This is a genomic window from Massilia endophytica (assembly GCF_021165955.1).
GTDB classification, from domain to species: domain Bacteria; phylum Pseudomonadota; class Gammaproteobacteria; order Burkholderiales; family Burkholderiaceae_D; genus Rugamonas; species Rugamonas endophytica.
The window spans coordinates 685,214-709,938 of sequence record NZ_CP088952.1 but is presented as its reverse complement, the minus strand read 5'-3'; the positions used below and the strand labels follow the sequence as shown (position 1 = coordinate 709,938).

At 65.8% G+C, this 24,725-nt stretch carries 26 protein-coding genes; 16 read left to right on the top strand and 10 right to left on the bottom strand.

Annotation, left to right across the window (positions count from 1 at the left end):
- Positions 1-103: 103 nt before the first annotated feature.
- Positions 104-358: a flagellar protein FliT gene (locus tag LSQ66_RS03290; RefSeq protein ID WP_231768391.1), complete on the top strand. Its 255-nt coding sequence runs from the start codon at positions 104-106 to the stop codon at positions 356-358.
- A 41-nt stretch (positions 359-399) separates the two neighbouring features.
- On the opposite strand, the gene LSQ66_RS03285 is transcribed toward LSQ66_RS03290, so the two are convergent.
- Entirely contained in the window at positions 400-2,607 is a 2,208-nt protein-coding gene (locus LSQ66_RS03285; protein WP_456085739.1) for a FimV/HubP-related protein, read from the bottom strand.
- Positions 2,608-2,732: 125 nt separating this feature from the next.
- Here LSQ66_RS03285 and fumC point away from each other — a divergent pair, with 125 nt between their 5' ends.
- The 3 genes from fumC to LSQ66_RS03270 all read left to right on the top strand — a co-directional run bounded on the left by fumC (position 2,733) and on the right by LSQ66_RS03270 (position 4,753).
- On the top strand, positions 2,733-4,130 hold the full coding sequence (fumC, locus tag LSQ66_RS03280; protein WP_231768389.1) for a class II fumarate hydratase: 1,398 nt from the start codon (positions 2,733-2,735) through the stop codon (positions 4,128-4,130).
- A gap of 50 nt (positions 4,131-4,180) precedes the next feature.
- Positions 4,181-4,402, top strand: a complete 222-nt coding sequence (locus LSQ66_RS03275; RefSeq protein WP_231768388.1) for an RNA-binding S4 domain-containing protein — start codon at positions 4,181-4,183, stop codon at positions 4,400-4,402.
- 66 nt (positions 4,403-4,468) lie between these two features.
- Complete coding sequence (locus LSQ66_RS03270) at positions 4,469-4,753, top strand: DUF883 family protein (RefSeq protein ID WP_231768387.1); 285 nt, start codon at positions 4,469-4,471, stop codon at positions 4,751-4,753.
- On the opposite strand, the gene bufB is transcribed toward LSQ66_RS03270, so the two are convergent.
- From bufB to LSQ66_RS03225, 9 genes are all read right to left on the bottom strand, one after another.
- Positions 4,746-6,377, bottom strand: a complete 1,632-nt coding sequence (gene bufB / locus LSQ66_RS03265; protein WP_231768386.1) for an MNIO family bufferin maturase — start codon at positions 6,375-6,377, stop codon at positions 4,746-4,748. The genes LSQ66_RS03270 and bufB overlap by 8 nt on opposite strands.
- Before the next feature lie 18 nt (positions 6,378-6,395).
- Positions 6,396-6,659: a BufA1 family periplasmic bufferin-type metallophore gene (locus LSQ66_RS03260; protein WP_231768385.1), complete on the bottom strand. Its 264-nt coding sequence runs from the start codon at positions 6,657-6,659 to the stop codon at positions 6,396-6,398.
- Between the two features lie 130 nt (positions 6,660-6,789).
- A complete protein-coding gene (locus tag LSQ66_RS03255; protein WP_231768384.1) occupies positions 6,790-6,996 on the bottom strand; it encodes a YjfB family protein in 207 nt (68 codons plus the stop codon).
- A gap of 53 nt (positions 6,997-7,049) precedes the next feature.
- Positions 7,050-7,595, bottom strand: coding sequence for a molybdopterin-guanine dinucleotide biosynthesis protein B (mobB, locus tag LSQ66_RS03250; RefSeq protein ID WP_231768383.1), 546 nt, complete (start codon positions 7,593-7,595; stop codon positions 7,050-7,052).
- 50 nt (positions 7,596-7,645) lie between these two features.
- Positions 7,646-7,840 (bottom strand): hypothetical protein, encoded by a 195-nt coding sequence (locus tag LSQ66_RS03245; protein ID WP_231768382.1) that lies wholly within the window; start codon positions 7,838-7,840, stop codon positions 7,646-7,648.
- Between the two features lie 94 nt (positions 7,841-7,934).
- Entirely contained in the window at positions 7,935-8,663 is a 729-nt protein-coding gene (locus LSQ66_RS24660; RefSeq protein WP_269449137.1) for a general secretion pathway protein GspB, read from the bottom strand.
- A 1-nt stretch (position 8,664) separates the two neighbouring features.
- Positions 8,665-10,266 (bottom strand): AAA family ATPase, encoded by a 1,602-nt coding sequence (locus LSQ66_RS03235; RefSeq protein ID WP_231768381.1) that lies wholly within the window; start codon positions 10,264-10,266, stop codon positions 8,665-8,667.
- 22 nt (positions 10,267-10,288) lie between these two features.
- Positions 10,289-10,762, bottom strand: coding sequence for a hypothetical protein (locus LSQ66_RS03230; RefSeq protein ID WP_231768380.1), 474 nt, complete (start codon positions 10,760-10,762; stop codon positions 10,289-10,291).
- Entirely contained in the window at positions 10,744-10,929 is a 186-nt protein-coding gene (locus LSQ66_RS03225) for a hypothetical protein (protein WP_231768379.1), read from the bottom strand. Before LSQ66_RS03225 ends, LSQ66_RS03230 begins: the two co-directional genes overlap by 19 nt.
- A gap of 183 nt (positions 10,930-11,112) precedes the next feature.
- Between LSQ66_RS03225 and LSQ66_RS03220 the strand changes: the two genes are divergently transcribed.
- The 12 genes from LSQ66_RS03220 (at position 11,113) to LSQ66_RS03165 (ending at position 24,708) form a co-directional block, all read left to right on the top strand.
- Positions 11,113-12,483, top strand: coding sequence for a head GIN domain-containing protein (locus LSQ66_RS03220; RefSeq protein ID WP_231768378.1), 1,371 nt, complete (start codon positions 11,113-11,115; stop codon positions 12,481-12,483).
- A gap of 253 nt (positions 12,484-12,736) precedes the next feature.
- Positions 12,737-13,606, top strand: a complete 870-nt coding sequence (locus LSQ66_RS03215) for a BadF/BadG/BcrA/BcrD ATPase family protein (protein ID WP_231768377.1) — start codon at positions 12,737-12,739, stop codon at positions 13,604-13,606.
- Between the two features lie 3 nt (positions 13,607-13,609).
- Positions 13,610-14,344, top strand: a complete 735-nt coding sequence (locus LSQ66_RS03210; RefSeq protein WP_231768376.1) for a GntR family transcriptional regulator — start codon at positions 13,610-13,612, stop codon at positions 14,342-14,344.
- The gene (gene nagA, locus LSQ66_RS03205; RefSeq protein ID WP_231768375.1) at positions 14,341-15,453 is read left to right on the top strand and encodes an N-acetylglucosamine-6-phosphate deacetylase; all 1,113 of its coding nucleotides are present in this window, start codon (positions 14,341-14,343) and stop codon (positions 15,451-15,453) included. Before LSQ66_RS03210 ends, nagA begins: the two co-directional genes overlap by 4 nt.
- The gene (locus LSQ66_RS03200; protein WP_231768374.1) at positions 15,443-16,456 is read left to right on the top strand and encodes an SIS domain-containing protein; all 1,014 of its coding nucleotides are present in this window, start codon (positions 15,443-15,445) and stop codon (positions 16,454-16,456) included. Before nagA ends, LSQ66_RS03200 begins: the two co-directional genes overlap by 11 nt.
- A 17-nt stretch (positions 16,457-16,473) precedes the next feature.
- Positions 16,474-17,754 (top strand): ABC transporter substrate-binding protein, encoded by a 1,281-nt coding sequence (locus tag LSQ66_RS03195; protein ID WP_231768373.1) that lies wholly within the window; start codon positions 16,474-16,476, stop codon positions 17,752-17,754.
- Positions 17,754-18,617, top strand: a complete 864-nt coding sequence (locus tag LSQ66_RS03190) for a carbohydrate ABC transporter permease (protein ID WP_231768372.1) — start codon at positions 17,754-17,756, stop codon at positions 18,615-18,617. The genes LSQ66_RS03195 and LSQ66_RS03190 overlap by 1 nt, the downstream gene beginning before the upstream one ends.
- On the top strand, positions 18,617-19,420 hold the full coding sequence (locus LSQ66_RS03185) for a carbohydrate ABC transporter permease (protein WP_231768371.1): 804 nt from the start codon (positions 18,617-18,619) through the stop codon (positions 19,418-19,420). Before LSQ66_RS03190 ends, LSQ66_RS03185 begins: the two co-directional genes overlap by 1 nt.
- Entirely contained in the window at positions 19,417-20,910 is a 1,494-nt protein-coding gene (gene nagZ / locus LSQ66_RS03180) for a beta-N-acetylhexosaminidase (RefSeq protein WP_231768370.1), read from the top strand. Before LSQ66_RS03185 ends, nagZ begins: the two co-directional genes overlap by 4 nt.
- 24 nt (positions 20,911-20,934) lie before the next feature.
- Positions 20,935-22,218 carry an MFS transporter gene (locus LSQ66_RS03175; RefSeq protein WP_231768369.1) on the top strand — a complete coding sequence of 428 codons (1,284 nt, stop codon included), beginning with the start codon at positions 20,935-20,937 and terminating at the stop codon, positions 22,216-22,218.
- The gene (locus LSQ66_RS03170; protein WP_231768368.1) at positions 22,218-23,384 is read left to right on the top strand and encodes an ABC transporter ATP-binding protein; all 1,167 of its coding nucleotides are present in this window, start codon (positions 22,218-22,220) and stop codon (positions 23,382-23,384) included. Before LSQ66_RS03175 ends, LSQ66_RS03170 begins: the two co-directional genes overlap by 1 nt.
- A gap of 31 nt (positions 23,385-23,415) precedes the next feature.
- Complete coding sequence (locus LSQ66_RS03165) at positions 23,416-24,708, top strand: tetratricopeptide repeat protein (RefSeq protein ID WP_231768367.1); 1,293 nt, start codon at positions 23,416-23,418, stop codon at positions 24,706-24,708.
- The last annotated feature ends 17 nt before the right edge of the window (positions 24,709-24,725 follow it).

Sequence of the window (24,725 nt, the reverse complement as noted above, 5' to 3'; positions counted from 1 at the left end):
CTCAAAAAAAATCAAAAATATTTTCAGAAAACCCTAAAGTTCTCCGGCGGCCTGACGTAAATCCAGACAAGCGGTACTCCATTTACGTTTTCAGGACCCAGCCATGACCTCGAACGAAGTGCTCTCGATGTATGAAAATATTGCCGGTTTGACCAATAAGATGGTCGCCGCCGCGCAATCGGGCAACTGGACCGGCCTGGACCGCATGGAAAACCAGTGCGCCGCAGCCTCCGTGGCAGTGATGAGCGGTGTGCCTGCCCTGGAAGGCGATGCCCGCGCCCGCAAGATCGCCCTGCTGAAACAGATCATGGCCAACGACCGCGCCATCCGCGACGTGACCGAACCCTGGATGGCCTGAGCGCCTTCCTGAATGAAAAAAGCGCCCTGCGGGGCGCTTTTTTATTGGTTGACCGCCAGCAGGGGCTTCTCCGGCTCGTCTACCGGAGCGAAGGCCTCGTCCTCCACCGGCTTTTTGCGCCAGCTCTGCCAGATCTTCAATGGCGCCGCGGCCAGCTTCTCGCGGTAGCGGCGCACGAAGTGCACACTCACACCGATCACCAGCAGGAGGGCGATACTGCCCACCGCAATCATGGTGACCATGCGCGGACGCGACATGCGCTTCTCCTTCGGGGCATCCGGCACGGCAGGCTTTGCCGCTTCCGGCTTGGGAGCCGCGGGCGCCGCGCTGGCAGCCTGCTTCGCTCCGGCCGACCGGGCATCCTTGATGACGCCCGAAGCAGTACGCCCCGCAGGCTTCTGCTGGTCCTTGGGCAGCGGCCTCGCATCCAGGGAAGCCGATGCGGCCGCGTCGATAGGCTTGGTACGCACATCGCGCAGCATGTTTTCGACCGCCTTGTTGTAGGCGGTGCCTGCGCCGTGCTCGGCGGGCGGTTTCGCTGCCTGCCCAGCCTTGGACGGCGCCACAGCCTTGGGCGCGCTGGCAGCCGGGGACGCTTTGATGTCCTGTTTGGCCGGGACGGCCTGCATGGGCTTGGCATCGGCCTGCGTTTTCGGCGTATCCGCGGGCGCCGGTGCTTTCGGCGCAGGAGTGAAAGCGGATTTCACTTCGGCCTGCAGAATCTTGATCTTCCCTTCCAGCTCAGCCAGCTTTCTCGCGATGGCAGCATTGGTCTCGTTCGGCGCGGGTGGCGAGGCGGCCGGTTTGGCCGTTGCCGCAACCGCGGGCGAAGCTGGCGCGGGCGCAGCGGGATTGACAGGCTTTGCCGGAGCGGCGGCGGCTGGTGCAGTGGGCTTCGCGGCCGCGGCCGGACTGGCTGGCGCGGTGACCGGGGGCTTTGCAACTGCCGTTGGCGCAACAGCCGCTGACGCCGCAAGTTTGGCGGCCGCAGCCGGAGCCGATGCCGCAGGCTTCGCGGCAGCAGGGGTGGCCGGGACCACGGTGGCGGGCTTCCCGGCGGTTGAGGCAGCCTGTGCCACGGCGGCTGGCTTCGGGCCAGCAGCGGGAGCGGATCCGGCAGGCGCCGCCGATGCGCTGGCGGCGGGCTTGGCCCCAGCCGCGGGTTGCGTCCTGGCGCTGGCGGCGGCAGCCGTCGCAGCGACGCTCGCAGCCGCTTTGGCCACAACCGGTGGCTGGGCGACAGGCGTCGCCGGGATGGTCACAGGCGGTTTGGCCGCGGCCGGTGGCTGGGCGGCAGGCGTCGCCGGGGCGGTCGCAGGCGGCTTGGCTGCGGCCGGTGGCTGGGCGGCTGGCGCTTTGGGCGCAGCGGCAGCTTGCGACGCGGCAGCCGGTTTGCTGACCGCCGGTGCAGCAGCTTGCGGCGCGGGTTTCGCGCTCACTGCGGGCGCCTTGGCGGCTTGCGGCACCGTGACCGCAGGCTTCGCGACGGGCGCGGGAGATGACTGCGCCGCAGGCGTGGCAGGCTTTGGCGCCACAGCCGGGGCAGTCCTGGCCGCCACAGGGGACGGAGCAGCGGTAGCCGGGGCGGGAGCTGGCGGCGCCTTGGGTCCCGCCGCGAACGCGCGCTCCACCTGCTTCATCAATTCGGCATCGGTCTTGCTGGCCTTGGCTGCGGGCTGGGGCGACGTGGAGAACTGGGCGACAGCCGCAGGCTTGGCCACGGCAGGGCGAACCACCGGCGCACTGGCTGGCGGCGCGGCAGGCAGCCTGGCCGCTGGCGGCAGCACGGTCGTCACCGGCGTGGCGACCGGCTCCTCGGCCACCTTGGCGGGCGGCGAAGGGTCCGGCGCGAACCACAGCGTGGCGCCGCGCACGACATAACGCCCTCCGCTGCCCAGCTCGAAGAAGAGATGGGCCACCTCCCCCTCCACCGGCCTGGACGAAGTCAGGTGCAGATACCGCTTCTGCCCCTTGCTCACCACGGACACGCTCATGCCCTGCAGGGCTGGCGGCAGGCTGACGCCCGCGCCCTGGAACACGTCCGGCCTGGCGAGGCGCACCTGGAGGTCGGCCAGATCCTGCTGGCTCAGGTCGGTCAGCTCGATATCCGCCACGAGGGCCTGCCCGATGAAGGAGCGCACCGTCACCTCGCCCAGCTCCGCCGCCTGCGCGCCGCCCGCTGCCGCACAGGCGGACAGCAGCAGCGCCAGCAGGCGCGGAATGACAGGTTGACAAGAAATGCGCGGCATAGCCAAGGCAGAAAGAATCCGGGAACGTAGGAACTTTAACGGCTGAAAATCGAAAATGTGAAGTGGCCGGAAGGAATTTGCGTGCTGGGGTACACTAAAAAAACGACAACCCACCCGAGACCATCATGGAAACCCGCATCGAACGCGACAGCTTTGGCCCCATCGAAGTGCCCGCAGGCCAGCTCTGGGGTGCGCAGACGCAGCGTTCGCTCGAACACTTCCACATCTCCACCGAACGCATGCCGCCGGAGCTGATCGCCGCCCTGGCCCAGGTCAAGCGCGCCGCCGCCCGGGTCAACCTCGATCTCGGCCTGCTGGATGCGAAGAAGGCCACCGCCATCACCGAGGCAGCAGACGAAGTTCTGGCTGGCAAGCACGCGGGCGAGTTTCCCCTGGCCGTCTGGCAGACCGGCTCGGGCACCCAGTCCAACATGAACATGAACGAGGTGCTGGCCAACCGGGGATCGGAGCTGATGGGCGGCGTACGCGGTGAAGAACGCCTGCTGCACCCGAACGATGATGTGAACAAGGGCCAGTCCTCCAACGACATTTTCCCGACCGCGATCCATGTCGCCGCCGCCGTGGCGCTGGCCAACGACGTACTGCCCGCCGTGCGCCAGCTGCGCGCCACGCTGGACGGCAAGGCCAAGGCCTTCGCCGATATCGTGAAAATCGGCCGCACCCACCTGCAGGACGCCACGCCGCTCACGCTGGGCCAGGAATTCTCCGGCTATGTGGCGCAGCTGGATTATGCCGAACAGATTGTCGCCGCCGCCCTCCCCGCCCTGCAGCAGCTGGCCGCAGGCGGCACTGCAGTGGGCACGGGCCTGAACGCCCACCCGGAATACGCGGCCCGCATCGCCGCCGAACTGGAAGCGCGGCTGCGGCTGCCTTTCCGCAGCGCGGACAACAAGTTCGCCGCCCTGGCGGCGCACGACGCGCTGGTGGCAGCCCATGGCGCACTGAAAACCCTGGCCACGGCCCTGATGAAGATCGCCAACGACGTGCGCTGGATGGCTTCCGGGCCCCGCTCCGGCCTGGGCGAGATCACCATCCCCGAGAACGAGCCGGGCAGCTCCATCATGCCGGGCAAGGTCAATCCCACCCAGTGCGAAGCGGTCACCATGCTGTGCTGCCAGGTGTTCGGCAACGATGTCGCCATTACGGTGGGCGGCTCGTCCGGCAATTTCGAGCTGAATGTGTTCAAGCCGCTCATCGCCCACAACTTCCTGCAAAGCGCGCGCCTGCTGGCGGACGGCATGCGCAGCTTCGACGAGCACTGCGCCCACGGCATCGAGCCGAACCTGGGCCGCATCGCGGAGCTGATGGAGCGTTCGCTGATGCTGGTGACCGCGCTGGCGCCGCATATCGGCTATGATCGCGCCGCGCAAATCGCGAAGAAGGCCCAGCACGAAGGCACGACCTTGAAGGAAGCGGCCCTCGCGCTCGGCTTCGTGAGCGCGGAGCAGTTCGAACAGTGGATCGTGCCGCTGGACATGACCCGGCCGGGCGCGAAAGGCTGAGCAGATGCTCGGCAGTATCGTGCGCGGCCACGCAAAACATAGGGAATAGAATGCAAAAAACACAATTCGACCTGAACGGTGAGTTCGTCGAGATCAACCAGCTGCTCAAGCTGGTGGGGCTGTGCGACAGCGGCGGCGCAGGCAAGCAGATTGTCGCCAGCGGCGAGGTGAAGGTCGACGGCAAGCAGGAGCTGCGCAAGACCGCCAAGATCCGCGCGGGCCAGCGCGTGACGCTGGGCGACGTGCAGATCACTGTTGTCGGCGGAAATTAATTTGGCGCAAACTGCAGCCCTCTTCCCGGGCTATAGTTTGTCGAACGTCTTGCGGGGAGCGGTGCAATGGAAGAGTCCGGACATGACCTGGAAAAGCAGGGCCGCCTGATCGGCGACCTGCGCCAGGTGATCGAGAATGCCGAAGAGCTGCTGAAGAATACGGGACAGTACACCAGCCTGTCCTATCAGAGCGCGCGCGCCAAGCTGGCCCAGGCCCTGCTCGCCGCCACCGAAGAGCTGGAGCGTTTCGAGGAAACCCAGCTCGACCGCATGATCCAGGCCACCCAGGCCGCCAACCTCCAGTTCAACGACCTCACCGGTGAAGCGAAGGTGCTGCGCGCCTTTAACTGATTGCCGCGAAGGCGCCCTGGCCTATCCACAGGCCGAGCTGAGCGCCGATATCGAAGTCCTCGTCCTTGTCGAAGGCCGTGTCCAGCGCGGCGCCGAAGCTTCCCCCTTCTCCCAGCACCGACAACGCCGCATGGCCCGCCTCGGGCAGCTCCACGATCATGGTTTTCCATTGCGGACGGGTAATCAACCCGTAGCTGGGCTGGTCCGCCTGCTCGGGGAATCCGGGCCCGCCGGGCTGGTGCGCAAGCCATAGCGGAACGACAGCCCATTGCGACGCAAATACGCTGGCGCCGGAGTGCAGGCGCAGCCTGCTTTCTTCCAGCTGCTCCGGCGGCACCGTGGCGAAATCTGCGGCGCCCAGCGCGGTTTCAGTGAGGGCGAAATGGCTGCGGTAGGCCTGCCATTCGAGGCGCGCCATATCGGGCAGATAGGGCAGATCGCGCGTATGGGGAAAGCCGTCCAGGAAATGCGCAAAGCTTGCGCCGAAACGGTTCAGGTCGCCATCGGTGGAGGGATGTGCCCGTCCATATTCGCGCGCCAAGGCGGCAAAGAACTCCCCGCCCACCAGCTGCTCGACGACGGGATAGGCATTTTGCAGGGACTTGAGCCAGGATGCGCTCAGGTTGCCGCGGTAAAGGGCGAAACGGTGGGCGGCGTGTTCCGCGCGCACGGCGGCGAGTACGGCGGACTCGTGCGAGGAGTCGAACAGAGCCGACGAGAACGCCTGCTGGCCGGCCGCCAATGCCGCATCGTCCGCCGCCTTCACGGTGGCGGCTCGCTCCGGCGCGGCGGAAACGCCCTCGCCCGCCGCAGCCAGCATTTCGGCAGCGCGGGCAGCTTCGGCCTGCAGCACTTCGAGAGGGGGAATATCCGTATCCCATTCGATCAGGGTTGGCTGTTTGCCGAAGCGCTTCAGCGCGGCCTCGTAGATCTGCCACACGGGCTCCACTACGCGCGCGCCGTGATGGTCGATCACCGCTTCCGGCGTCACGAGGTGGCCGCCGAGATGGATCTCGCCCACCATGCCGGGCTGTATGGCCGACAGCGCCGCCATCGCATCCTCGCCATGGTTGCATTGGTTGACGTAGAGATTATTCACGTCCAGCAGCAGGCCGCAGCCGGTACGCTTTGCCAGTTCCGCGAGGAACTCGGCCTCGCTCATGGCATCGTCGGCGAAACGCAGGTAAGTGGACACATTTTCCAGCAAAATGCGCCGGCCCAGGGCTTCTTGCACACGCTCGACGCGCTCTGCAAGCAAGCCCAGCGCGGCGTGGTCCAGCGCCAGCGGCAGCAGGTCGTTCAGGTGGCGGTCGGCGACGGCGCCCCAGCACAGGTGCTCCGACACCAGGGCTGGCTCGATGCGCCGCACCAGGCCGCGCACGCGCTCCAGGTGAGCTTCCGAAAAGCCGCGAGCGGAACCGAGGCCCAGCCCCACGCCGTGCAGGCTGAAAGCATAGTCGCGGCGCAGGGTTTCCAGCACGTGGAAATCCCAGCCCGCCTGATCGAGGAAGTTTTCGGTATGGACTTCGAGCCAGGCCGCAGCGGGCCGGCTCTCAAGGAAGGTGCGGTAGTGCGGCGCCCGCAGTCCGATGCCCGCGCCTGCCAGGCTGGACCACTTGTTCATGACGCCGCCCGCAAGGAATTACTTCGCTGGCGGCTTGGTCTTGCCGCCCATCTTTTCGCAGCTGCCCTTGGCCACGAACTTCCAGTCGGTCGGCAGATTGTCGGCCTTCGACTGGCCGGAGCAGCTGTGCGCGCCGTCCGAGGCGCCACAGTCGTTGGCGCCGGCCTTGGCCACGCCGTAGCACTTCTCCTGGTCGGCTTTCGACGCGGCGGCTGCCGTGGTGGAAGCAGCGGCGCAGACGCCTGCCAGTGCGGCGGCGATCAGGGCTTGACGTTTGTTCATGGGAGGTCTCCTCAAGGTGTCATTAGGAAATCAGAACCATACCCGATTTCGGGCGGTTTTTGGAAGACGAAAAAAAACCCGCCTGCACCTTGTCGCGGTGCCGCGGGTTTTCCTTACAGGCGGCCGGAAATCAGGCCGTGGTGTTGATGCGGGTGCCCAGGTGCGGGGGCAGGTTGCCGTTGCCAGCCTGCGGCACAGGCGGAATGGCTTCGACCAGGGCCGCGGCGCTGGATGCCTGCAGGTCCTGCGCTTTTTTCAGCACGGCAATACCCACGTCCTGGCGGTTGCCGGTGTCCGCGATGGTGGTGGCCAGGCGCGCAATGCTCGAAACGTCCATTTTTTCCTCCCAATCAGGCCTATCCCCTTTTTACGGCCGTTTCGACAGGAACTTTAGGCGCGGAACGCAAAATTTTTCATCGCATCCCTGAGCCAGGCCAGTACGGCCTCGGGCGCGTTCAGGTCCAGCCAGAGCAGGCCGGGACGCAAGCCTTCGGGACGCTGCTGGTCCGAGGCGACAGCCACGATATGCGAATCGTCGGGATACAGGGGCGCGCGCCCGGCGGCGGCGCGGTACACCTCCAGCTTGGGCATGGGCCAGGACTTGAAGCCTTCCACCAGGGTCAGGTCGGCCGGCGAGAGGCGCGTCAGCTGTTCGTCCAGCTCCGGCTCCGGGGCGCCCCGCAGTTCGCGCATGATGGCGAAGCGGTAGGGAGAGGACACCATGACCTCCGCGGCGCCAGCCATGCGGAGGCGGGCGCTGTCCTTGCGCGGCGGCTCCAGCTCCAGGTCGTGGTGGCTGTGCTTGATGACGTTGACGCGCAGGCCGTCTTCGGCCAGGCGGGCGACCAGGTATTCCAGCAGGGTAGTCTTGCCGCTGCCTGAGCGGCCCACAATGCCGAGCACCCGGCACGGCGGGGCGGGAAGTTCGCCTGGCATCTGCTCTCCTTTATGTGTTGCCGCCATTATACGCAGCAACAGGAGAGCGTTCAGGGCTCCGGGTGGCGCAGTGTTTCGTTGCGGTGGCCGCCTGCGGAAAGGCAGATCAGGCCGATTGCCGCCAGCAGGGTGGCGGCGTCTCCAGGTTCATTGGCGGGAACGCCGCGGATGAACTCTGCGGCGTAAGCTGACTGCGATAGCGCTGCGGCGAGCAGCGCGGCAAACAAGAAGCGAAACGGTTTCATGCGTCCAATCCTGTCAATATTGCCAATTAAACAAATCACAGGAGGATTTTAGCGAACTCTGCTAATGCATGCTTTCAATCGTGCGCGGGGTCATCTATAGGGAAACTCGATAGCGGTAGCCCCGGAAACTGAACACCGCCGCTTTTGGCAGAAGCTTTTCCAGCACCAGGCCAGGGGCCACCTCCTCCCCTTCGCGGCGCAGTGCCTTGTCGATGAGCAGCAGGCGGTCGGCCGGGTTCTTCGAGTAGAGGTAGCCGCCCAGCTGCACCTGGGGAATGGCGCGCTGGATCGGCTCGGGCAGGTCGCGCAGGGTCTGAGTGGTTTCTTCCGCTGCCTGCGGCGCAGGCGCGGCGGCGCGGGTTTCCTGCCGGGGAGCTGCCGGGACAGCAGGCTCGGGGGCAGGCGCCGGCGGCTGGGCAGGCGGCGTCGCTGCCGCCGCTACGCGCGTGGGCGCTTCCTCCGCTTTCTTCGGCGCTGCTGGCGCCGGACGGGGCGCGCTTGGCGGTGCGACAGGTAGAGCGGCCGCTGGCGCGGGCCGGCTGTCCACGACGTTCGCCGGGGCTGGCGCAGGCTGCAGAACCTTGATCTGCGCCGCCTGAGGTGCAAGGGCAGGCGCCGGCTCTGGCTGCTGGCGGAACACAAGCACCAGCAGGCCCGCGATCGTAACGGCCATCACGCCAAAGGCGATGGCGACCGGCTTGCGGATCACGCCGCCGCGCGCCGCGCCAGCGCCGCCATCCAAAGTAGGCGCGTGGATGGTTGGCGTGGCGCCGAGCTGGCGTTCCGCCTGGGCCTTCTTCAGGGCTTCGAGAATATAGGACATATTATTTGGCCGCCAGGCGCGGCTCCTGAACTCCGCCCAGCTGGTTCAGGCGGATGAATGTTTTCGGTCCCGCCACGCCGTCCGCCTTGAGCTGCTGGCTGGCCTGGAAGTCGCGCAGCTTGCGCAGGGTGGCGCCTTCCAGCGGCTGGTTGTCTTCCGGCTTCGCTTCGCCGCCCTGCTCCGCGAGGCGCCGCGCCAGCCAGTCCACGTCCGGGCCGCGGTCGCCTGCGGAGACCTCGTCGCGCCAGGCGCGCGGAGCGCGCCAGAAGGTTGTCAGGCCGCCGTCGAAGCGCGTTTCGAGTTCGGCGATGCTGACGGTCTGGCGCTGGCCCTGGATGGACAGCGTGGCGGTGCGGTCATTGAGCCCCGTCAGCACCGCGTAGGTGGGCTGGGCAGGATTGTCGCGCAGCTTCAGCATGGCGGGACGGTCCAGCGAGCGCAGTTCGTCGATGCCGCCTTTCACCAGCAGGCAGCGCAGGTTCTGCCTGGCGGCGGCCGCACAGGATTCGCCTGGCGCAAGCGTGACGCCCCAGAGCGCCGCCAGCTCGTGCAAGGCTGCGTCGCTGCCCGCAGCGGCAACCGCAGGCGGCGCGGCAGCGGCCGCAGGCGAGGCCAGGGCTGCCGCAGGCGCGGACGCAGGCGCTTTCGCCGCTGCGGCCACCGCTGGCGCATGGCTGCGCGGCATGAGCTGCCATGCCGCGGCGCCGGTCAGCACGGCGCCCGCCAGTACGCCCGCCGCGACGAACTGCCACTGGCGGCGCCGGGCCGAAGGGGCCGAGCGTTCACCAGCGAACACTTCGTCCGCCGCCTTGCGCACGATGGTGCGGTTAACGGTCTGGCGGTTCTCGACGTAGGCGCCAAGAAGAGCGCGGTCGCACAGCAGGTTGATTCGGCGCGGCACGCCCTTGGTGAGCTGATGAATCTGCGCCACCACATTTGGCGGGAACGGCGCCACGCCGCTGGCGCCTGCCACGGCAAGGCGGTGCGCAATGTAATGGCCCGTTTCCTCCACTGTCAGCGAGCCAAGGTGATAGCGCGCGATGACGCGCTGCGCCAGCTGTTCGAGCTCGGGGCGGGCCAGCATTTCGCGCAGCTCCGGCTGCCCGATCAGGATAATCTGCAGCAGCTTGCGCTCGCTCGTTTCCAGATTCGTCAGGAGGCGCAGCTGCTCCAGCACTTCCGCCGACAGGTTCTGCGCCTCGTCGATAATCAGCACATTGTTCTTGCCCGCAGCGTGGCTCTCCAGCAGGTAGCGGTTGATCGCATCCACGTAGCCCTTCACGCTCACCGCCCCTGCCCCCTGCGGCGGCAGCTCGATGCCGAATTCGCCGCAGATCGTGAGCAGCAGTTCTTCCACCGTCAGCTTCGGATTGAAGATGTAGGCCAGGCGGCAGTTCTCCGGAATCTGCTCCATGAAGCAGCGGCACACCGTGGTCTTGCCTGCGCCGATTTCGCCCGTCAGAAGCACGAAGCCGCCGCCGCTGCCTACGCCATACAGCAGGTGGGCCAGCGCTTCCCGGTGCCGCTCGCTCATGAAGAGGTAGCGGGGATCGGGAGCAATCGAAAAGGGGGATTGTTTCAGGTTGAAGAATTGCGTGTACATGAAGTCCCTGTAGGGCGCCTGCTCAGCGCAGCGCGGGTGGCATTGACTTGAACTTTGCGCAGTATATCTTCGAACGGTTGTTCACATAGACGATGCGGCTGCCGCCGTTGCCTTCCCTGACCGGATACGCGGCGCTGCCGCCGATCTGCGCGAAGCGCAAGCCTTCGTGCTGGCGGATGGCTTCCTCCAGCTTGTCCGGCGCGGCGTCGACCACGGCGCCCACGAAGCTGTAAGGATAGCTCTCGTCGCTCACCATGAGCTCCACCACGTCCATGCCCCACAGCTGAAGGTCCGGCGCGCGGAACCACCAGGCGCCACCCTCGCGCTTGTAGGGGTCCCCGAAATAGCTCTTCAGGTAATCGTAGAAAAAGGCGTTCGATATCTGGTCGCGGCACAGCAGGCCGTTGCCGACCACGGTGCCGAAGGTGCTGGGCGCGGCCTGCGCCGCGGTGCAGGCGGCGAGCGCGATGGCGCAGGCTACAGCTTTGATAGCCATTCCCGGTGCTTGCCTATTTGCGCTTTGGCCGACGCGGGCAACGCTTCGTAGCAGCCTGGATGCTGCTTGAGGGCGCTTTCCCGGATCTGTTTTTCCAGGCCGTTGACCAGGAAGACATAGAGAATCGCGCCCTGATCATTCTTTTTGGTTCCCAGGTACTTGATCATGTGGCTCTCCTGTCTTCATTATGACACTTCCTTGCTCGAGGGGACAGGGGGCAGAAGCCCCGCTCAGCTGCCGTTTTCTGCAACTTATCCCGCCATTTCGCGCTTTCGTCGATTAAGTCCCGCACCTCTTGTGCGTTTGGCATATCGTTTCATCATCGACCACCCTGCCCGAGACCACACATCATGAATAAACTGTTCACCACTGCAGCAGCGGCCTCCGTCCTGGCGCTTGGCGTCAGCGCCCTCCCCGTCAGCCAGGCCGGCACGCCGGAGCAGCGCACGGCCGTCAGCGAAACGCGCAACGTGGCCGCCTTCAGCGCCATCGAACTGGTCGGCCCCTACGAGGTCGAGATCACCGGCCAGGGACAACGCGCCCTGGAAGTGAGCGGCCCGCGCAAGGACCTGGACAATCTGGAAACCCTTGTGCAGGGGGAGACGCTCATCGTGCGCCCCTTGCGCCGCAACAACGGCTGGAATATCCATTTCGGCAAGAGCCGTGAAGCGGTGCGCGTGAAAATCACCGCGCCCATGCTGAAAAGCCTGAAGAACAGCGGCTCGGGCGATGTGGTGCTGTCGCGCTACCAGGGCGACGCGCTCGACCTCAACTCCACCGGCCCCGGCGACCTGCGCGTGGACGGCGTGGTGCGCAGCCTGAACCTGCGCAGCAGCGGCAGCGGCGACGTGGATGTGCGCCACCTGAATACGGCCAGCCTGCAGCTGAAGATGAGCGGTCCCGGCGACGTGGAAGCGCGCGGCCTGACGCAGGAACTGAACGCCACCCTGAGCGGCTCGGGCGACCTGGAAGTGACGGACCTGCGCGCCAACCGCGTGTCCGCCGTCATGAGCGGCCCTGGCTCTGTGGCCCTGAACGGCAGCAGCAAGGAGATTGTGGCCGAACTGTCCGGCTCCGGCGACCTGGATGCGTGCTCGCTGAGCGTGGAAAGCGCACGCGCCATCGTGCGCGGCCCCGGCGGCGCTTGCGTGGCGGGCAATATCAGAAAGCTGGAAGCCGAAGTGCACGGCTCGGGCGACCTCGAAGCGCGCGGCGTGGCCACGCAAACGCTGCGGGCCGTTATCAGCGGTCCGGGCAATATGACCCTGAGCGGCCGCACCGGCGAGCTGAATGCCGAGCTCAGCGGTTCGGGCGACCTCGATGCGGAAAGCCTGGAAGTGGGCCGCGCCACCACGCGCAGCACCGGTCCCGGCAATATCGAACTGCGCCGCGTCACGGATTCGCTGAACGCCGAACTGCGCGGCTCGGGCAACCTGAGCGCCATGGCCGAGGCGAAGTCCATCTCGCTGCACATGAGCGGCCCGGGCGAAGTGAACCTGAGCGGCAAGGCGGACAAGCTGGTGGCCGAACTTTCCGGTTCCGGCAGCCTGCAGGGACGCGATTTGCAGGCAGGGCAGGCCAACGTGAATGTCAGCGGCCCGGGCAGCGCCACCGTCAACGTACGCGGCAAGCTGGAGACCCGCGGCGCGCAGACCACGGCCACTCAGCCGCGCCTGGTGACCATCGACCGTTCCGGCGTGCACGCCTCCTCCGCCAACTGATACCACTTCCCCTTCCCCAAGCGCCCGGCCCTGTGCCGGGCGTTTCTTTTTGTGGCGTCATTGGCATTATCGAATACCAGAAGCAATACCATTTCCCATCTGGTTGCACCGCTTATAAATCAATGACTTAACTCATCGCGGCGTCGAGATGATGAGGCCGATCCACATTATTTTCTAATACCAGTTAAATACCTGTTGACAAGCTGGTTTGCCAACCCTATAGTGCCCCACAGCTCTCTTCATCCACACAAACATGATCGACTACCTAATCGGCGTTGACGGCGGCGGCAGCGGCACCCGCGTACGGCTGGCCCGGCGCGACGGCAGCCTGCTGGCCGAAGGCAGCGCCGGTCCGTCCGGCCTGCTGCACGGCATCCAGAATGCATGGGCAGCCGTGGAAACTGCTGCGGCACAGGCCTTTGCCGCGGCAGGGCTGGACAAGCCCGGCCGCGAAAGCATCGCCATCGGCCTGGGCCTGGCGGGTGTGCACAACCGCCAGTGGGCGGCCAATTTCGTGTCGGCCAATCCCGGCTATGCGGCGGTGGCGCTGGAAACGGACGCCTACACCACGGTGCTGGGCGCGCACGCGGGCCAGCCTGGCGCCATCATTGCACTGGGCACCGGCAGCGTGGGCGAGATCCTGCATGCGGACGGCAGCCGCCACGAAGTGGGCGGCTGGGGCTTCCCGGCGGGCGACGAGGCAGGCGGCGCATGGATCGGCATGAAGGCCGTCAACCATATCCAGCAGGTGATCGACGGCCGCGCCCAGGGCAGTCCCTTTGCGGACGCGGTGATCGAGGCCTGCGGCGGCTCGCGCGACCGCATCCAGGTCTGGCTGGCCAGTGCAAGCCAGACCAACTACGCCCAGCTGGCGCGCCTCGTGCTGCAGCACGGCGACAGCAATGCGACGGCGCACGCCATTCTTACCGAGGCGGGCCACCAGGTGGCCCTGATCGCCAAAGCCCTGGACCCGGCAGGCACCTTGCCCATCGCCCTGTGCGGCGGGCTGGGCGAGCCGCTGCGGCGCTACCTGCCGCAGGAGCTGCTGCAGCGTATTGTGGCGCCGCAAGGCGATTCCGCCGCCGGCGGCCTGAAGCTGATCCAACAACTTCTGAAGGAGTAGGACGTGCTAGCCCAGTTGAGCGATTTCAGTCCAGATCATGACAGCGACACTCCGTTGTACATGCAGCTTGCGAACAAGCTCTCCGACGGAATCGCCAGCGGCGACTGGCGCGCCAACGAAGCACTGCCTTCCGAGCGCGTGCTCTCGGACATGCTCTCGATCTCGCGCGTCACCGCGCGTAAGGCGATCGACATGCTGTGCGACCGGGGCATGCTGACGCGGCGTCGCGGCTCGGGCACCTATATCACGCCGAAGCTGGAGCAGCCGCTCTCGCGCCTCACCAGTTTTTCCGAGGAGCTGCGCCAGCGCGGCTTCACGGCCGGTTCGCGCTGGATGCAGCGCGAGATCGGCGTGGCCGCGCCGCTGGAGCTGCTCTCGCTGGGCCTCTCCCCCAATATGCCGGTGGCCCGCCTGAAGCGCCTGCGCACGGCGGACGATGTGGTGATGGCCATCGAAACCTCGACCATCCCGGCCGTCTATATTCCCCACCCCGAGAAGGTGACGGATTCCCTGTACGGCTACCTGGAATCGAACGGCACGGTGCCGATGCGCGCGCTGCAGCACATCCGCGCCGTCAATGCCAATGCCGAACAGGCCAAGCTGGCGCAGATCGCGCTGGGAACGGCCATGCTGCACATAACGCGCGTGAGCTATCTGGACAACGGCGCCGCAGTGGAACTGACCCACTCGTGGTGCCGCAGTGATTACTATGAATTCGTAGCGGAGTCGCGTCGATGAGCGATGCAATCAAAGGCAATATCCTGACGCCGGGCGGCTGGGTTCACGGTGCAATCTCCTTCGGAGAGCGCATCACGGACATCAGCGGCCAGGGCGCAAACCCTGAACAGAACGGCGACGACTATATCCTGCCGGGCTTTATCGACCTGCACGTGCATGGCGGCGCGGGCAAGGACGTGATGGAAGGCGGCGACGCCGTCCACAAGATCGCGCGCCTGCACGCCCGCCACGGCACCACCAGCATGCTGGCCACCACGATGACGGCGCCGCCGGAAGACATCGACGTGGCGCTCAAGGGCATCGGCGAGGCCGTGCGCCAGCGTGGAAAAAACGAAGCGCGCGTGCTGGGCGCCCACCTCGAAGGCCCCTATATCAACTCGGGCAAGCTGGGTGCGCAGCCGAACTATGCGCGCTCCGCCACCCTGGCCGAGGTGCAGCGCCTGGAAACCATGGCGCCCCTGAGCGTGATCACCGTGGCGCCGGAAATCGACGGCCACCTTGGCCTTGTGCGCGAAATGGCCGATGCGGGCATGCGCGTGCAGATCGGCCACACCCTCGGATCGTATGAAGACGGCGTGGCCGCGATGGAGCACGGCGCGGCGGGCTTCACCCACCTGTTCAACGCCATGCCCGGCCTGCACCACCGCGAACCCGGCATGGTGGGCGCGGCACTGGCGCATGCCGAATATGCCGAGCTCATTCCCGACCTGCTGCATGTGCACCCCGGCGCCATCAAGACCGCGCTGCGCGCCATTCCGCGCCTGTATTGCGTGACCGATTCCACCGCCGCCACCGGCATGCCGGACGGCGAATACATGCTGGGCCGCCACGTCGTCCACAAATGCATGGGCGGCGTGCGCCTGCCGGACGGCACGCTCGCGGGCAGCACCCTCACGCTGGACCAGGCGCTGCGCAATCTCGTCGGCCTCGGGCTGGAGATTGCGGACGCCTCGCGCCGCGTTTCCACCAACGCCGCCGACTACCTCGGCCTGAACGACCGCGGCCGCCTGGCGCCCGGCGCCTGGGCCGACATGGTGGTGCTGGACCGTGACCTGAATCTGAAAGCCGTTTATATCGAAGGAGAACGTTGTGACCTCAATGATGCTTAAAGAAGCCCTGTCCGCCGCCGAGTGCGTCGCCGAGCAGCTGGCGAACGACTCGGACCGCTACGCGGAACTGGGTCGCAAATTGAGGAGTACGCCCTTCTCCACCGCGCTCACCGTGGCGCGCGGCAGCTCGGACCATGCCTGCAACTACATCGCCTACCTGATCATGGCGCGGCTGGGCCGCGTGGTGGCCTCGCTGCCCATGTCCCTCGTCACGCTGCACAAATCGCCGCTGATCACGCGCGACACGCTGACCATCGCCGTTTCGCAATCCGGCCAGAGCCCGGACGTGGTGGAGCCGATCCGCTACTTCCGCGACGGCGGCGCCACCACCGTGGCCCTGGTCAACGACATCGAATCGCCGCTGGCGCATGCCGCCGAATGGGCCATGCCCCTGCGCGCTGGCAAGGAACAGAGCGTGGCCGCGACCAAGAGCTTCATCACTTCGCTCGTCGCCGGTGCTCGCATGGTCGCGCAATGGCAGAACGACCCCGAGCTGCTGGCGGGCCTGGAAGCGCTGCCTGAAGCGCTGCGCGTGGCGGGACAGGCCGACTGGTCCTCCGCGCTCGAGGTGCTCACGCCAGCCAAGAACATCATGGTGGTGGGACGCGGCATCAGTTTCCCGGTGGCGCTGGAATCGGCGCTGAAGTTCAAGGAGACCTCGGCGCTGCAGGCCGAAGCATTCAGCGGCGCGGAGATCAAGCACGGCCCGATGGCCCTGATCGAAGAAGGCTATCCGCTGCTGATCTTCGCCACGCGCGGCCCGACCCAGGCAGGCCTGCTGGCGCTGGCCGACGAAATGCGCGGCCGCGGCGCGCGCGTGCTGCTGGCCGCACCGGCCGACGTGGCGCAGCGCGACCTCACGCTGCCCGTTGCAGCCACTCCCGACCTCGACCCGATCGTGGCGATCCAGGCCTTCTACGTCATGGCGGCGCAGCTGTCCGCCGCGCGCGGCCTCGACCCGGACCGTCCACGCCACCTGAGCAAAGTCACCAAGACCAACTGATTTGCATCCGGCCGCCAATGACCATCAAGACCCTGCTGACAGCATTGGCGGCCGCCAGCATCACTGCGGGGGCCATGGCTGCGCCCCGGCACATCGAATTCTGGACCTTCAGCATGAAGCCAAAATTCACGCCCTATTTCGAAGGCATCGTGAAGAACTACGAAGCCGCGAATCCCGGCGTGAAGGTGGAATGGGTGGACTTCCCCTGGGATATCATCCAGACCAAGCTCGTAACGCGCATCGTGGCGGGAACGCCGCCAGCACTGGTCAACCTCAACGTTCCCTGGGCGGACGAATTCGCGCGCGACGGCCTGCTTACGCCCGTCGATGAACTGATCGCCCCCGTGCGCCAGCGCTACCTCAAAAGCGCGCTGGAAGACCTTACCTTCGGCGGCAAGACCTACGGCTTCCCGCTGTACAGCAACGTCGCCGTCATCGCCTTCAACACGGAGATCTTCAAGGCGGCAGGCATACCGCACGCACCGCGCAGCCTGGACGAACAGCTGGCCTTCGCGCGCCAGATCGCCCAGCGCACCGGCAAGGCGGGCCTGTGCCCCGCGCTCTCGAAGATCGACGGACTGATGATGCAGCAAGGCCTGCCCGTCATCAGCAAGGGCCGCGCGGTCTTCAACTCCCCGGCGCACACAGCCTTCATCCGCAAGCTGGCGGAGACCTACAAGGCGGGCGGCCTGCTGAAGGACAGCCTCTTCGCCGAAGACAACTTCCCCGCCGCCATCGACGCCTACAAAGGCGGCCGCCTCGGCATGCTGCTTGCGCCGCCGACGGCCCTGAAGCGCATCGAAGCCGATGCCAAGGACATCTACGCCATCACCGACGTCGCGTCAGCGCCGCTGGGCCCCACGAAGATTGCGGATGGCGGCTGGCTGATCCACTTCGGCGTTCCAGCGGGCGTAAAAAAAGAGCTGCTGCCCGAAGTCGGCAAGTTCGCGCGCTACCTGACCAGCGATGCCAACCAGCTGGCTTTCGCGCGGCAGGCCAGCGTCTATCCCGCGACGGTGCAGGCGGCGAACGATCCCTTCTTCCTCGCCGTACCGCCCGGTGCGGGCGCGGCGGAGAAAGCCGTATCGGCAGGCGCGGTATCGATGCCCTACTCGCACACCATGTACGTGGCAGGCGTGGACGACTACAACGAACTGCGCCGCGTGCTGGTGAAGGCAGTGGAAGCAGGCGTCACCGGCCGCGCCGACATCCAGCGCGCCCTCGACGAAGCCGTCGCCACCTGGAACCGCAAGCTCTCAAGGCAATTCCCTGCAACCCAGACCATTGGAGGGATGTGATGGGTGCACGGAAGACCTGGGCGGCCTGGCTGTTTCTTGCGCCCGCGCTGGTGCTGATGGCGGTGTTTTCGTTCTGGCCCGTCGGCTATGGATCGCTGCTGGCGTTCACCGACTACAGCCTGATCCGCGAAACGCACTGGGTCGGCCTCGATAACTTCCGCTATATCTTCGAGAACGAGATGTTCGTCACGGGCCTGAAGAATTCGCTCGTATTCCTGCTGATGGTGCCTTTCGTGCAGATCGGCGCCCTGTCGCTGGCGGTGCTGGTGAACAACCGCCTGCCCGGCATCCGCCTGTTCCGCGCGGCGTTCTACGTGCCCGTCGTGACCACAGTCTCCGTCGTCGGCATCATGTGGGGCTTCATGTTCCACGAACAGGGCGCCCTGAACTATGTGCTCATGCTGTTCCGCCTCGTGGATGCTCCCGTGGGCTGGCTTTCCGACGATACCATTGCCCTCTTCTGCATCATGTTCGTCACCCTGTGGCGCGGCCTGGGCTGGTATATGGTGATGTATCTCGCGGCCCTGCAATCCGTGCCCGCCGAGATGCAGGAGGCGGCCATTCTCGATGGCGCCAGCCGCTGGCAGCGCTTCTGGAAGATTACGGTGCCGATGCTGCACCCGACTATCGCCGTCTGCTCCATCCTTTCCGTGCTGGCCGCGCTGAAGGCCTACCAGGAGGTTGATGTGCTCACCCAGGGCGGCCCGATGAACTCCACGTTCACGGCCCTCTATTACGCCTACGACCAGGGCCTGAAGCACCTGAAGCTGCCGCGCGCCCTGGCCGCGAGTTTTATCGTATCCATCTTCTGCATCGGCATTGCCTTGCTGTGCCTGCGCTACCTGAAGCCCAAGCACCGCTGATGAAGACGATCGCCCATTACCTCCTGCTGACGGCCATCGCGCTCCTGTGCGTCTTCCCCTTCTGGTGGACGCTGGTGACGGCGCTGTCCACCGAAGGAAATATCTTCGCCTATCCGCCAACCTTCTGGCCGAAGTCTCCTTCGCTGAAGAACTTCGCCGAAGTGTTCCGCGTGATTCCGATGCTGTCCTTCTTCAAGAACTCGGTCCTGATTGCGGCCTTCACCGTGTTCTGGAAGCTCACGCTCTGCTCCATGGCTGCCTATCCGCTGGCCCGCATGCACTTCCGCGGCCGCAAGCTGGTCTTCGGCCTGATTCTCGCCACGCTGGTGCTGCCTTCCGAGGTGAACTTCCTCGTGAACTTCATCACGGTGACGAAACTGAGCCTGGTCGATACCTATGCGGGCGTGATCCTGCCGAACGTGGTGACCGCCGTCGCCATCCTGCTCCTGAAGCAGGCCTTCGAGGAAGTGCCGCAGGACCTGATCGACGCGGCCCGCGTGGACGGCGCTTCGGAGTGGACCATCTTCACCCGCATCATGCTGCCGTTGATTGCACCATGGCTTGCCACGGTCGGCATCCTCACTGCAGTGGAGGCATGGAACGAGTACATCTGGCCATCCATCGTGATGAGTAAGCCTGACGAATTCCCGCTGTCGGTGGGTGTGCTGTATTTGCGCGGCACTTTCGGCAGCAGCGCGCGCGTGATCGCGGCGGGCACCATCATCACCATCCTGCCAACCCTGGCAGCCTTCCTGTTTACCCAACGATATTTCATGCGCGGCATGGACGGAGCAGTCAAATGAGCAAATCCCATCAAGAACTTCGCAAGATCGCCGGTCAGCTGATCATGATCCGCTTCCCCGGCACCACTCTGGATGCTGCGACGGCGGATTTCATCCGCGAGAACGGCATTCGCGGCGTCTGCCTCTTCCGGGGCAACATGACGGACTCCGAACAGCTGGGCAAGCTGACGGCCGACCTGCGCGCCGCCATGGGACCGGATGCGCTGATCGCCATCGACCAGGAAGGTGGCGCCGTCGTGCGCTCCACCTGGGTGCCCGCGCCGCCCGCGGCGATGGGCCTGGGCGCCGCCGACGACGCCGAGCTCGCGCGCCGCACCGGCGCCGCCGTGGCCCGCGCAGTGAAGGCGCTCGGCTTCAACTGGAACTTCGCGCCAGTGCTGGACCTGAACAACAATCCGCTCAACCCTGTGATCGCGGAGCGCTCCTTCGGCGCCGAGCCAACCCGCGCCGCCGAACTGGCGATGGCCTGGATGGCAGGCAGCCATGCGGAAGGCGTGGCCTGCTGCGTGAAGCATTTCCCCGGCCATGGCGACACGAACGTGGACTCGCACCGCGACCTGCCCACCGTGAACAAGCCGCTGGACCAGCTGGAAGCCTTCGAATTCGCGCCCTTCCGCATGGCCGCCCCGCAGGCGCCTGCGATGATGACGGCGCATATCGTCTATCCCGCGATCGATCCGGATAACCCCGCCACGATGTCGCCCGCCATCCTGGACAAGCTGCTGCGCCAGCAATGGCAGTACCGCGGCGTCATCATCACCGACGGCATGGACATGCACGCCATTGCAGGCCGCTACGGCGTGGGCAATGCCGCCGTGCGCGCGCTGACCGCAGGCGCGGACATGGTGATGGCCCTCGGCACCACCGAAACCCAGAACGAGACCCTGGACGCCATCGCCAGGGCGCTGGCCGACGGCACCCTGAGCGAAGCGCAGGTGCAGGAACGTCTCGACCGCCTTTCGGCGCTCGCCCGCGCCTATCCCTGCAAGCCGCGCTCCTACAAGGAAGATGCCGCCGACCGCGAGATCATGGCCGAAGGCTGGCGGCGCAGCCTGACGGCGCGCGGCAATCCTCAGCGCCCGGCCAAGGGAGCGAAGCTGCGACTGGTCGCACGGCAGGACGTGGTGAGCGACGGCGTGTCCGAGGCGGGCGTTCCGGCCGCCGTGGTGGCCGCCACCCTGGGCAAACTGTACGACGTGGAGCTCGTGACCTTCGCCGATGCGGAGACCTTCGACTGGAGCAGCCTGCCGCAGGATGGCGCCTTCACCGTTCTCGCGTCCACTTCCCGCCTGCGCTACGGCGAGAACGCGCGCAAGACGTGGAAGCCGGACCTGCACCTGGCCCTGTGGAACCCCTATCAGGCCCTGGACATTGCCGCACCAGCGCTGATGACCTACGGCTTCGCCGCCCCGGCCCTGGACGCCGTGAATGCATGGCTGTCCGGCGCACTGGAAGCGAACGGCCGCTGCCCCGTACCCGGCTTCGAATAACACCCATAAAGGAAGACGCCACCGATGGAGACCGCAACCGCCAAGCGCAGCCCGCTCACCTGGGTTCCCACCCTGTATTTCGCACAGGGCCTGCCCTTCTTTTCGGTAGCGCTGATAGCAAGCCTCATGTTCAAGAGCATGGGCGTGCCGAACGGCGATATCGCGCACTGGACGGCCTACATCGGCGCGGCGTGGGTCTTCAAGCCCCTGTGGAGCCCCTTCCTCGAACTGGCCAGCAGCCGCAAGATCATCGTGGTGACATTCCAGCTTCTGAGCGGGCTGTTTCTCGGCCTGGTGGCGGTAGCGCTGCACCTGCCCTTCTGGCTGGCGGCTACCGTGGGCATGCTTGCCCTGGTCGCCGTATCTTCCGCCACCCACGATATCGCCTGCGACGGCACCTATATCGCGAGCCTCACCAAGAAGCAGCAGGCCCAGTATGCAGGCTGGAGCGGCACCTTCTTCAATGCAGGCCGCTTCGTGTCCCTCGGCGTGCTGGTGATCCTGGCGGGCTATCTGGAAAAGTCCTACGGCGTGGTTCCTGCGTGGACCGTGATCTTCTGCATCCTGTGCGCAACGATGATCGCACTGGGCCTCTATCACAGCTGGGCCCTCCCGCTGGCGCCCAACCCCGCGTCCGACCACCAGACGGTAGGCGCGGTGGCGCGCACGCTGAAAGAGGTGCTCGTGGACTACCTGAAGAAGCCCGGCATCTGGGTTTCGATCCTCTTCATTATCCTGTTCCGCGCGGGCGAGGCGCAGATTCAGACCATCGGCCCCCTCTTCCTGCGCGAGGCGACGGCCAACGGCGGCCTGGGACTGAGCACCGACCAGGTGGGCACGGTGTACGGCACCGCAGGCACCATCGCCTTCATCGTCGGTTCCATTGCAGGCGGCTACTTCACGTCCTGGCTTAGCCTGCGCCGCGCGATCCTGTTCCTGATCCTGGCGATGAACCTGCCAAACCTGGTGTTCTACTTCCTCGCCACCTACCTGCCCACGGACCTCACCGTCATCGCGGCCTGCCTCAGCCTCGAAATGTTCGGCTATGGCTTCGGCTTCGTCGGCATCATCCTCTACATGATGCAGGTGGTCGCGCCGGGCAAATACCAGACGGCGCACTACGCTTTCTCCACCGGCATCATGCAGCTCGGCTTCGTGCTGTTCAAGTGGATCAGCGGCGACGTGCAGCAGGCACTCGGCTATCACAACTTCTTCATCTACGTGCTGCTGTGCGCCATTCCGGTCGCCGTGCTGTCGCAGTTCATTCCCATGGAATCGCGCGTCGCCGAAGACGCAGCGAAAGCGTGATGGCCGGCGTATCGCTCCGAAATATCGTCAAGCGCTACGGCGCGGCGCACACAGTCATTCACGGCATCGACCTCGATATCGCCGATGGCGAGTTCGTGGTCTTCGTCGGCCCTTCGGGCTGCGGCAAGTCCACGCTGCTGCGCATGATCGCGGGCCTGGAAGACATCAGCGGCGGCGAGCTGCATATCGGCGGGCGCCTGGCCAACCAGGTTCCGCCCGCCCAGCGCGAACTGGCCATGGTGTTCCAGTCCTACGCGCTTTACCCGCACATGACTGTGTTCGAGAACATGGCTTTCGCGCTCAAGCTCGCGGGCCACGGCAAGGATGCGATCCGCACGGCGGTGGAGCGTGCGGCGGATATCCTGCAGATCACGCAGCTCCTGCAGCGCAAGCCCAAGGAGCTGTCCGGCGGCCAGCGCCAGCGGGTGGCGATCGGCCGCGCCATCGTGCGCAAGCCCCAGCTCTTCCTCTTCGACGAGCCGCTATCGAACCTCGACGCCAGCCTGCGCGTGCAGATGCGCGTGGAGATCAGCCGCCTGCACAAGGAGCTGGGCACCACGATGATCTATGTGACGCACGATCAGGTGGAGGCGATGACCCTTGGCGACCGCATCGTCGTCTTCAACGGCGGGCGCATCGAGCAGACCGGCACACCGCAGGAGCTCTATAACAATCCCGGAAACCTGTTCGTGGCAGGCTTCCTCGGCTCGCCGAAGATGAACTTCATTCCCGGCGAGATCATGGCGGCGGGCGTGGAGCATGCGGCGGTGCAGCTGGCGGGCGGCCCCATCGTCGAAGTGGCCGTGGATGCGGGCGCCGTGGACCGGGGAGCGAAGGTCACCCTGGGCATCCGGCCGGAGCACATGCGCCTCGCCGGGCCATACAGCGAGGAGCCGAACCGCATCGGGGCCGCCGTGGGCCATGTCGAATACCTGGGCGACCAGTCCATCCTGTATACAAAGCTGGCGAACGTGCCGGAACTGGTGGCGGTGCGCCATGCAGCGCAGTCCGCGCTGCCGCAGGCGGGCGCCATGGCAGGTATTGTGCTGCCGCCCGAACACTGCCATCTGTTCGACAGCCACGGAAAGGCCTTCGCCCGGCCGAAACAAGCCGTTACAATTGCGCGCCCCATAAACTCGTCGGTTGGCGAATTTATGGGAGAATAAGCGTTTGTCTCACTTCAAGGATTTTCTGACCATGTCCCAGTTCCGTATCGCCCGCATCAGCCTGCTCCTGGCCGCCCTGTCCGCTGCGCCAGCACTGATGACCGTTGCCCATGCACAAGACAAGAAAGCTGACCCGAAGGCAGCCGCAGCGCCGGTCGACAGCGTTCGGCCGGAAGTCTTCAAGCTGGTGAACCCGGCTGAGATCAAGCCGCTGATGGATGCCAAGAACTATGGCGAAGTGAAGACCCGCCTGGACACCGCCGCCGCCCTGCCGAACCTGACCGTGTACGAACAGTTCGTGCTGAACCGCATGCGCGTCGCCCTGGGTTCGGCCACCAACGACACCGCCATGGCCACGGCCGCCCTGGAAGCCGTGATCAACTCCGGCAAGCTGCAGCCGAATGAACAGAAGGATTTCATCCAGGCACTGGGCAATATGTACTACAACAACAAGGAGTACGCGAAGGCCATCACCTGGTTCAACCGTTACACGACGGAAACCGGCGACATGAAGCTGCGTCCCTTCATCATCCGCGCCTACTACCTGAGCAATGACTTCGCGACCGCCAAGGCCGAGTCCATGAAGGATCTGGAAGCCAAGCAGAAGGCCGGCCAGACCCCTGCCATCGAAGAGCTGCAGATCCTCGCCAACACCGGTTCCAAGACCAAGGACCAGGCAACCTATCTGCTGGCCCTGGAAAACCTGGTGCGCTACTACCCGAACGACGACTACTGGGTCGACCTGCTGAGCCGCACCCGCGGCAAGGACAATTACTCCAACCGCTTCGCGCTGGACGTCTACCGCCTTCAGAAGGTCGCCACCACCAAGATGGCCGCCGAAGAATACCAGGACATGGCGGAACTGGCGCTGCTGGCAGGCCAGCCGATCGAAGCCAAGCAGGTGCTGGACACCGGCTTCGCCAACGGCTCGCTGGGCACCGGCAACCAGGCCGCCAAGCACAAGGCCCTGCGCGCGCAGGCCGACAAGCAGGCCGCCGACGACACCAAGAACATCGGCACCGGCGAAGCCTCGGCACGCAAGTCCAAGAACGGCACCGGCCTGGTCAACCTGGGCTACGCCTACGTCACCCTGGGCCAGTACGACAAGGGCATTGGCCTGATCCAGGAAGGTATCGCCAAGGGCGGCCTGCAGAACGCGGAAGACGCCAAGCTGCGCCTGGGCTACTCCTACGCGATGGCTGGCCGCAAGGAAGACGCCATCAAGACGCTGCAGACCGTTACCGGCAACGACGGCCGCGGCGACCTGGCGCGCTACTGGATCCTGTGGGTGAACCGCCCGAACGGCCCTGTGGCAGCGAACTGATCGCGATAAACGATGAC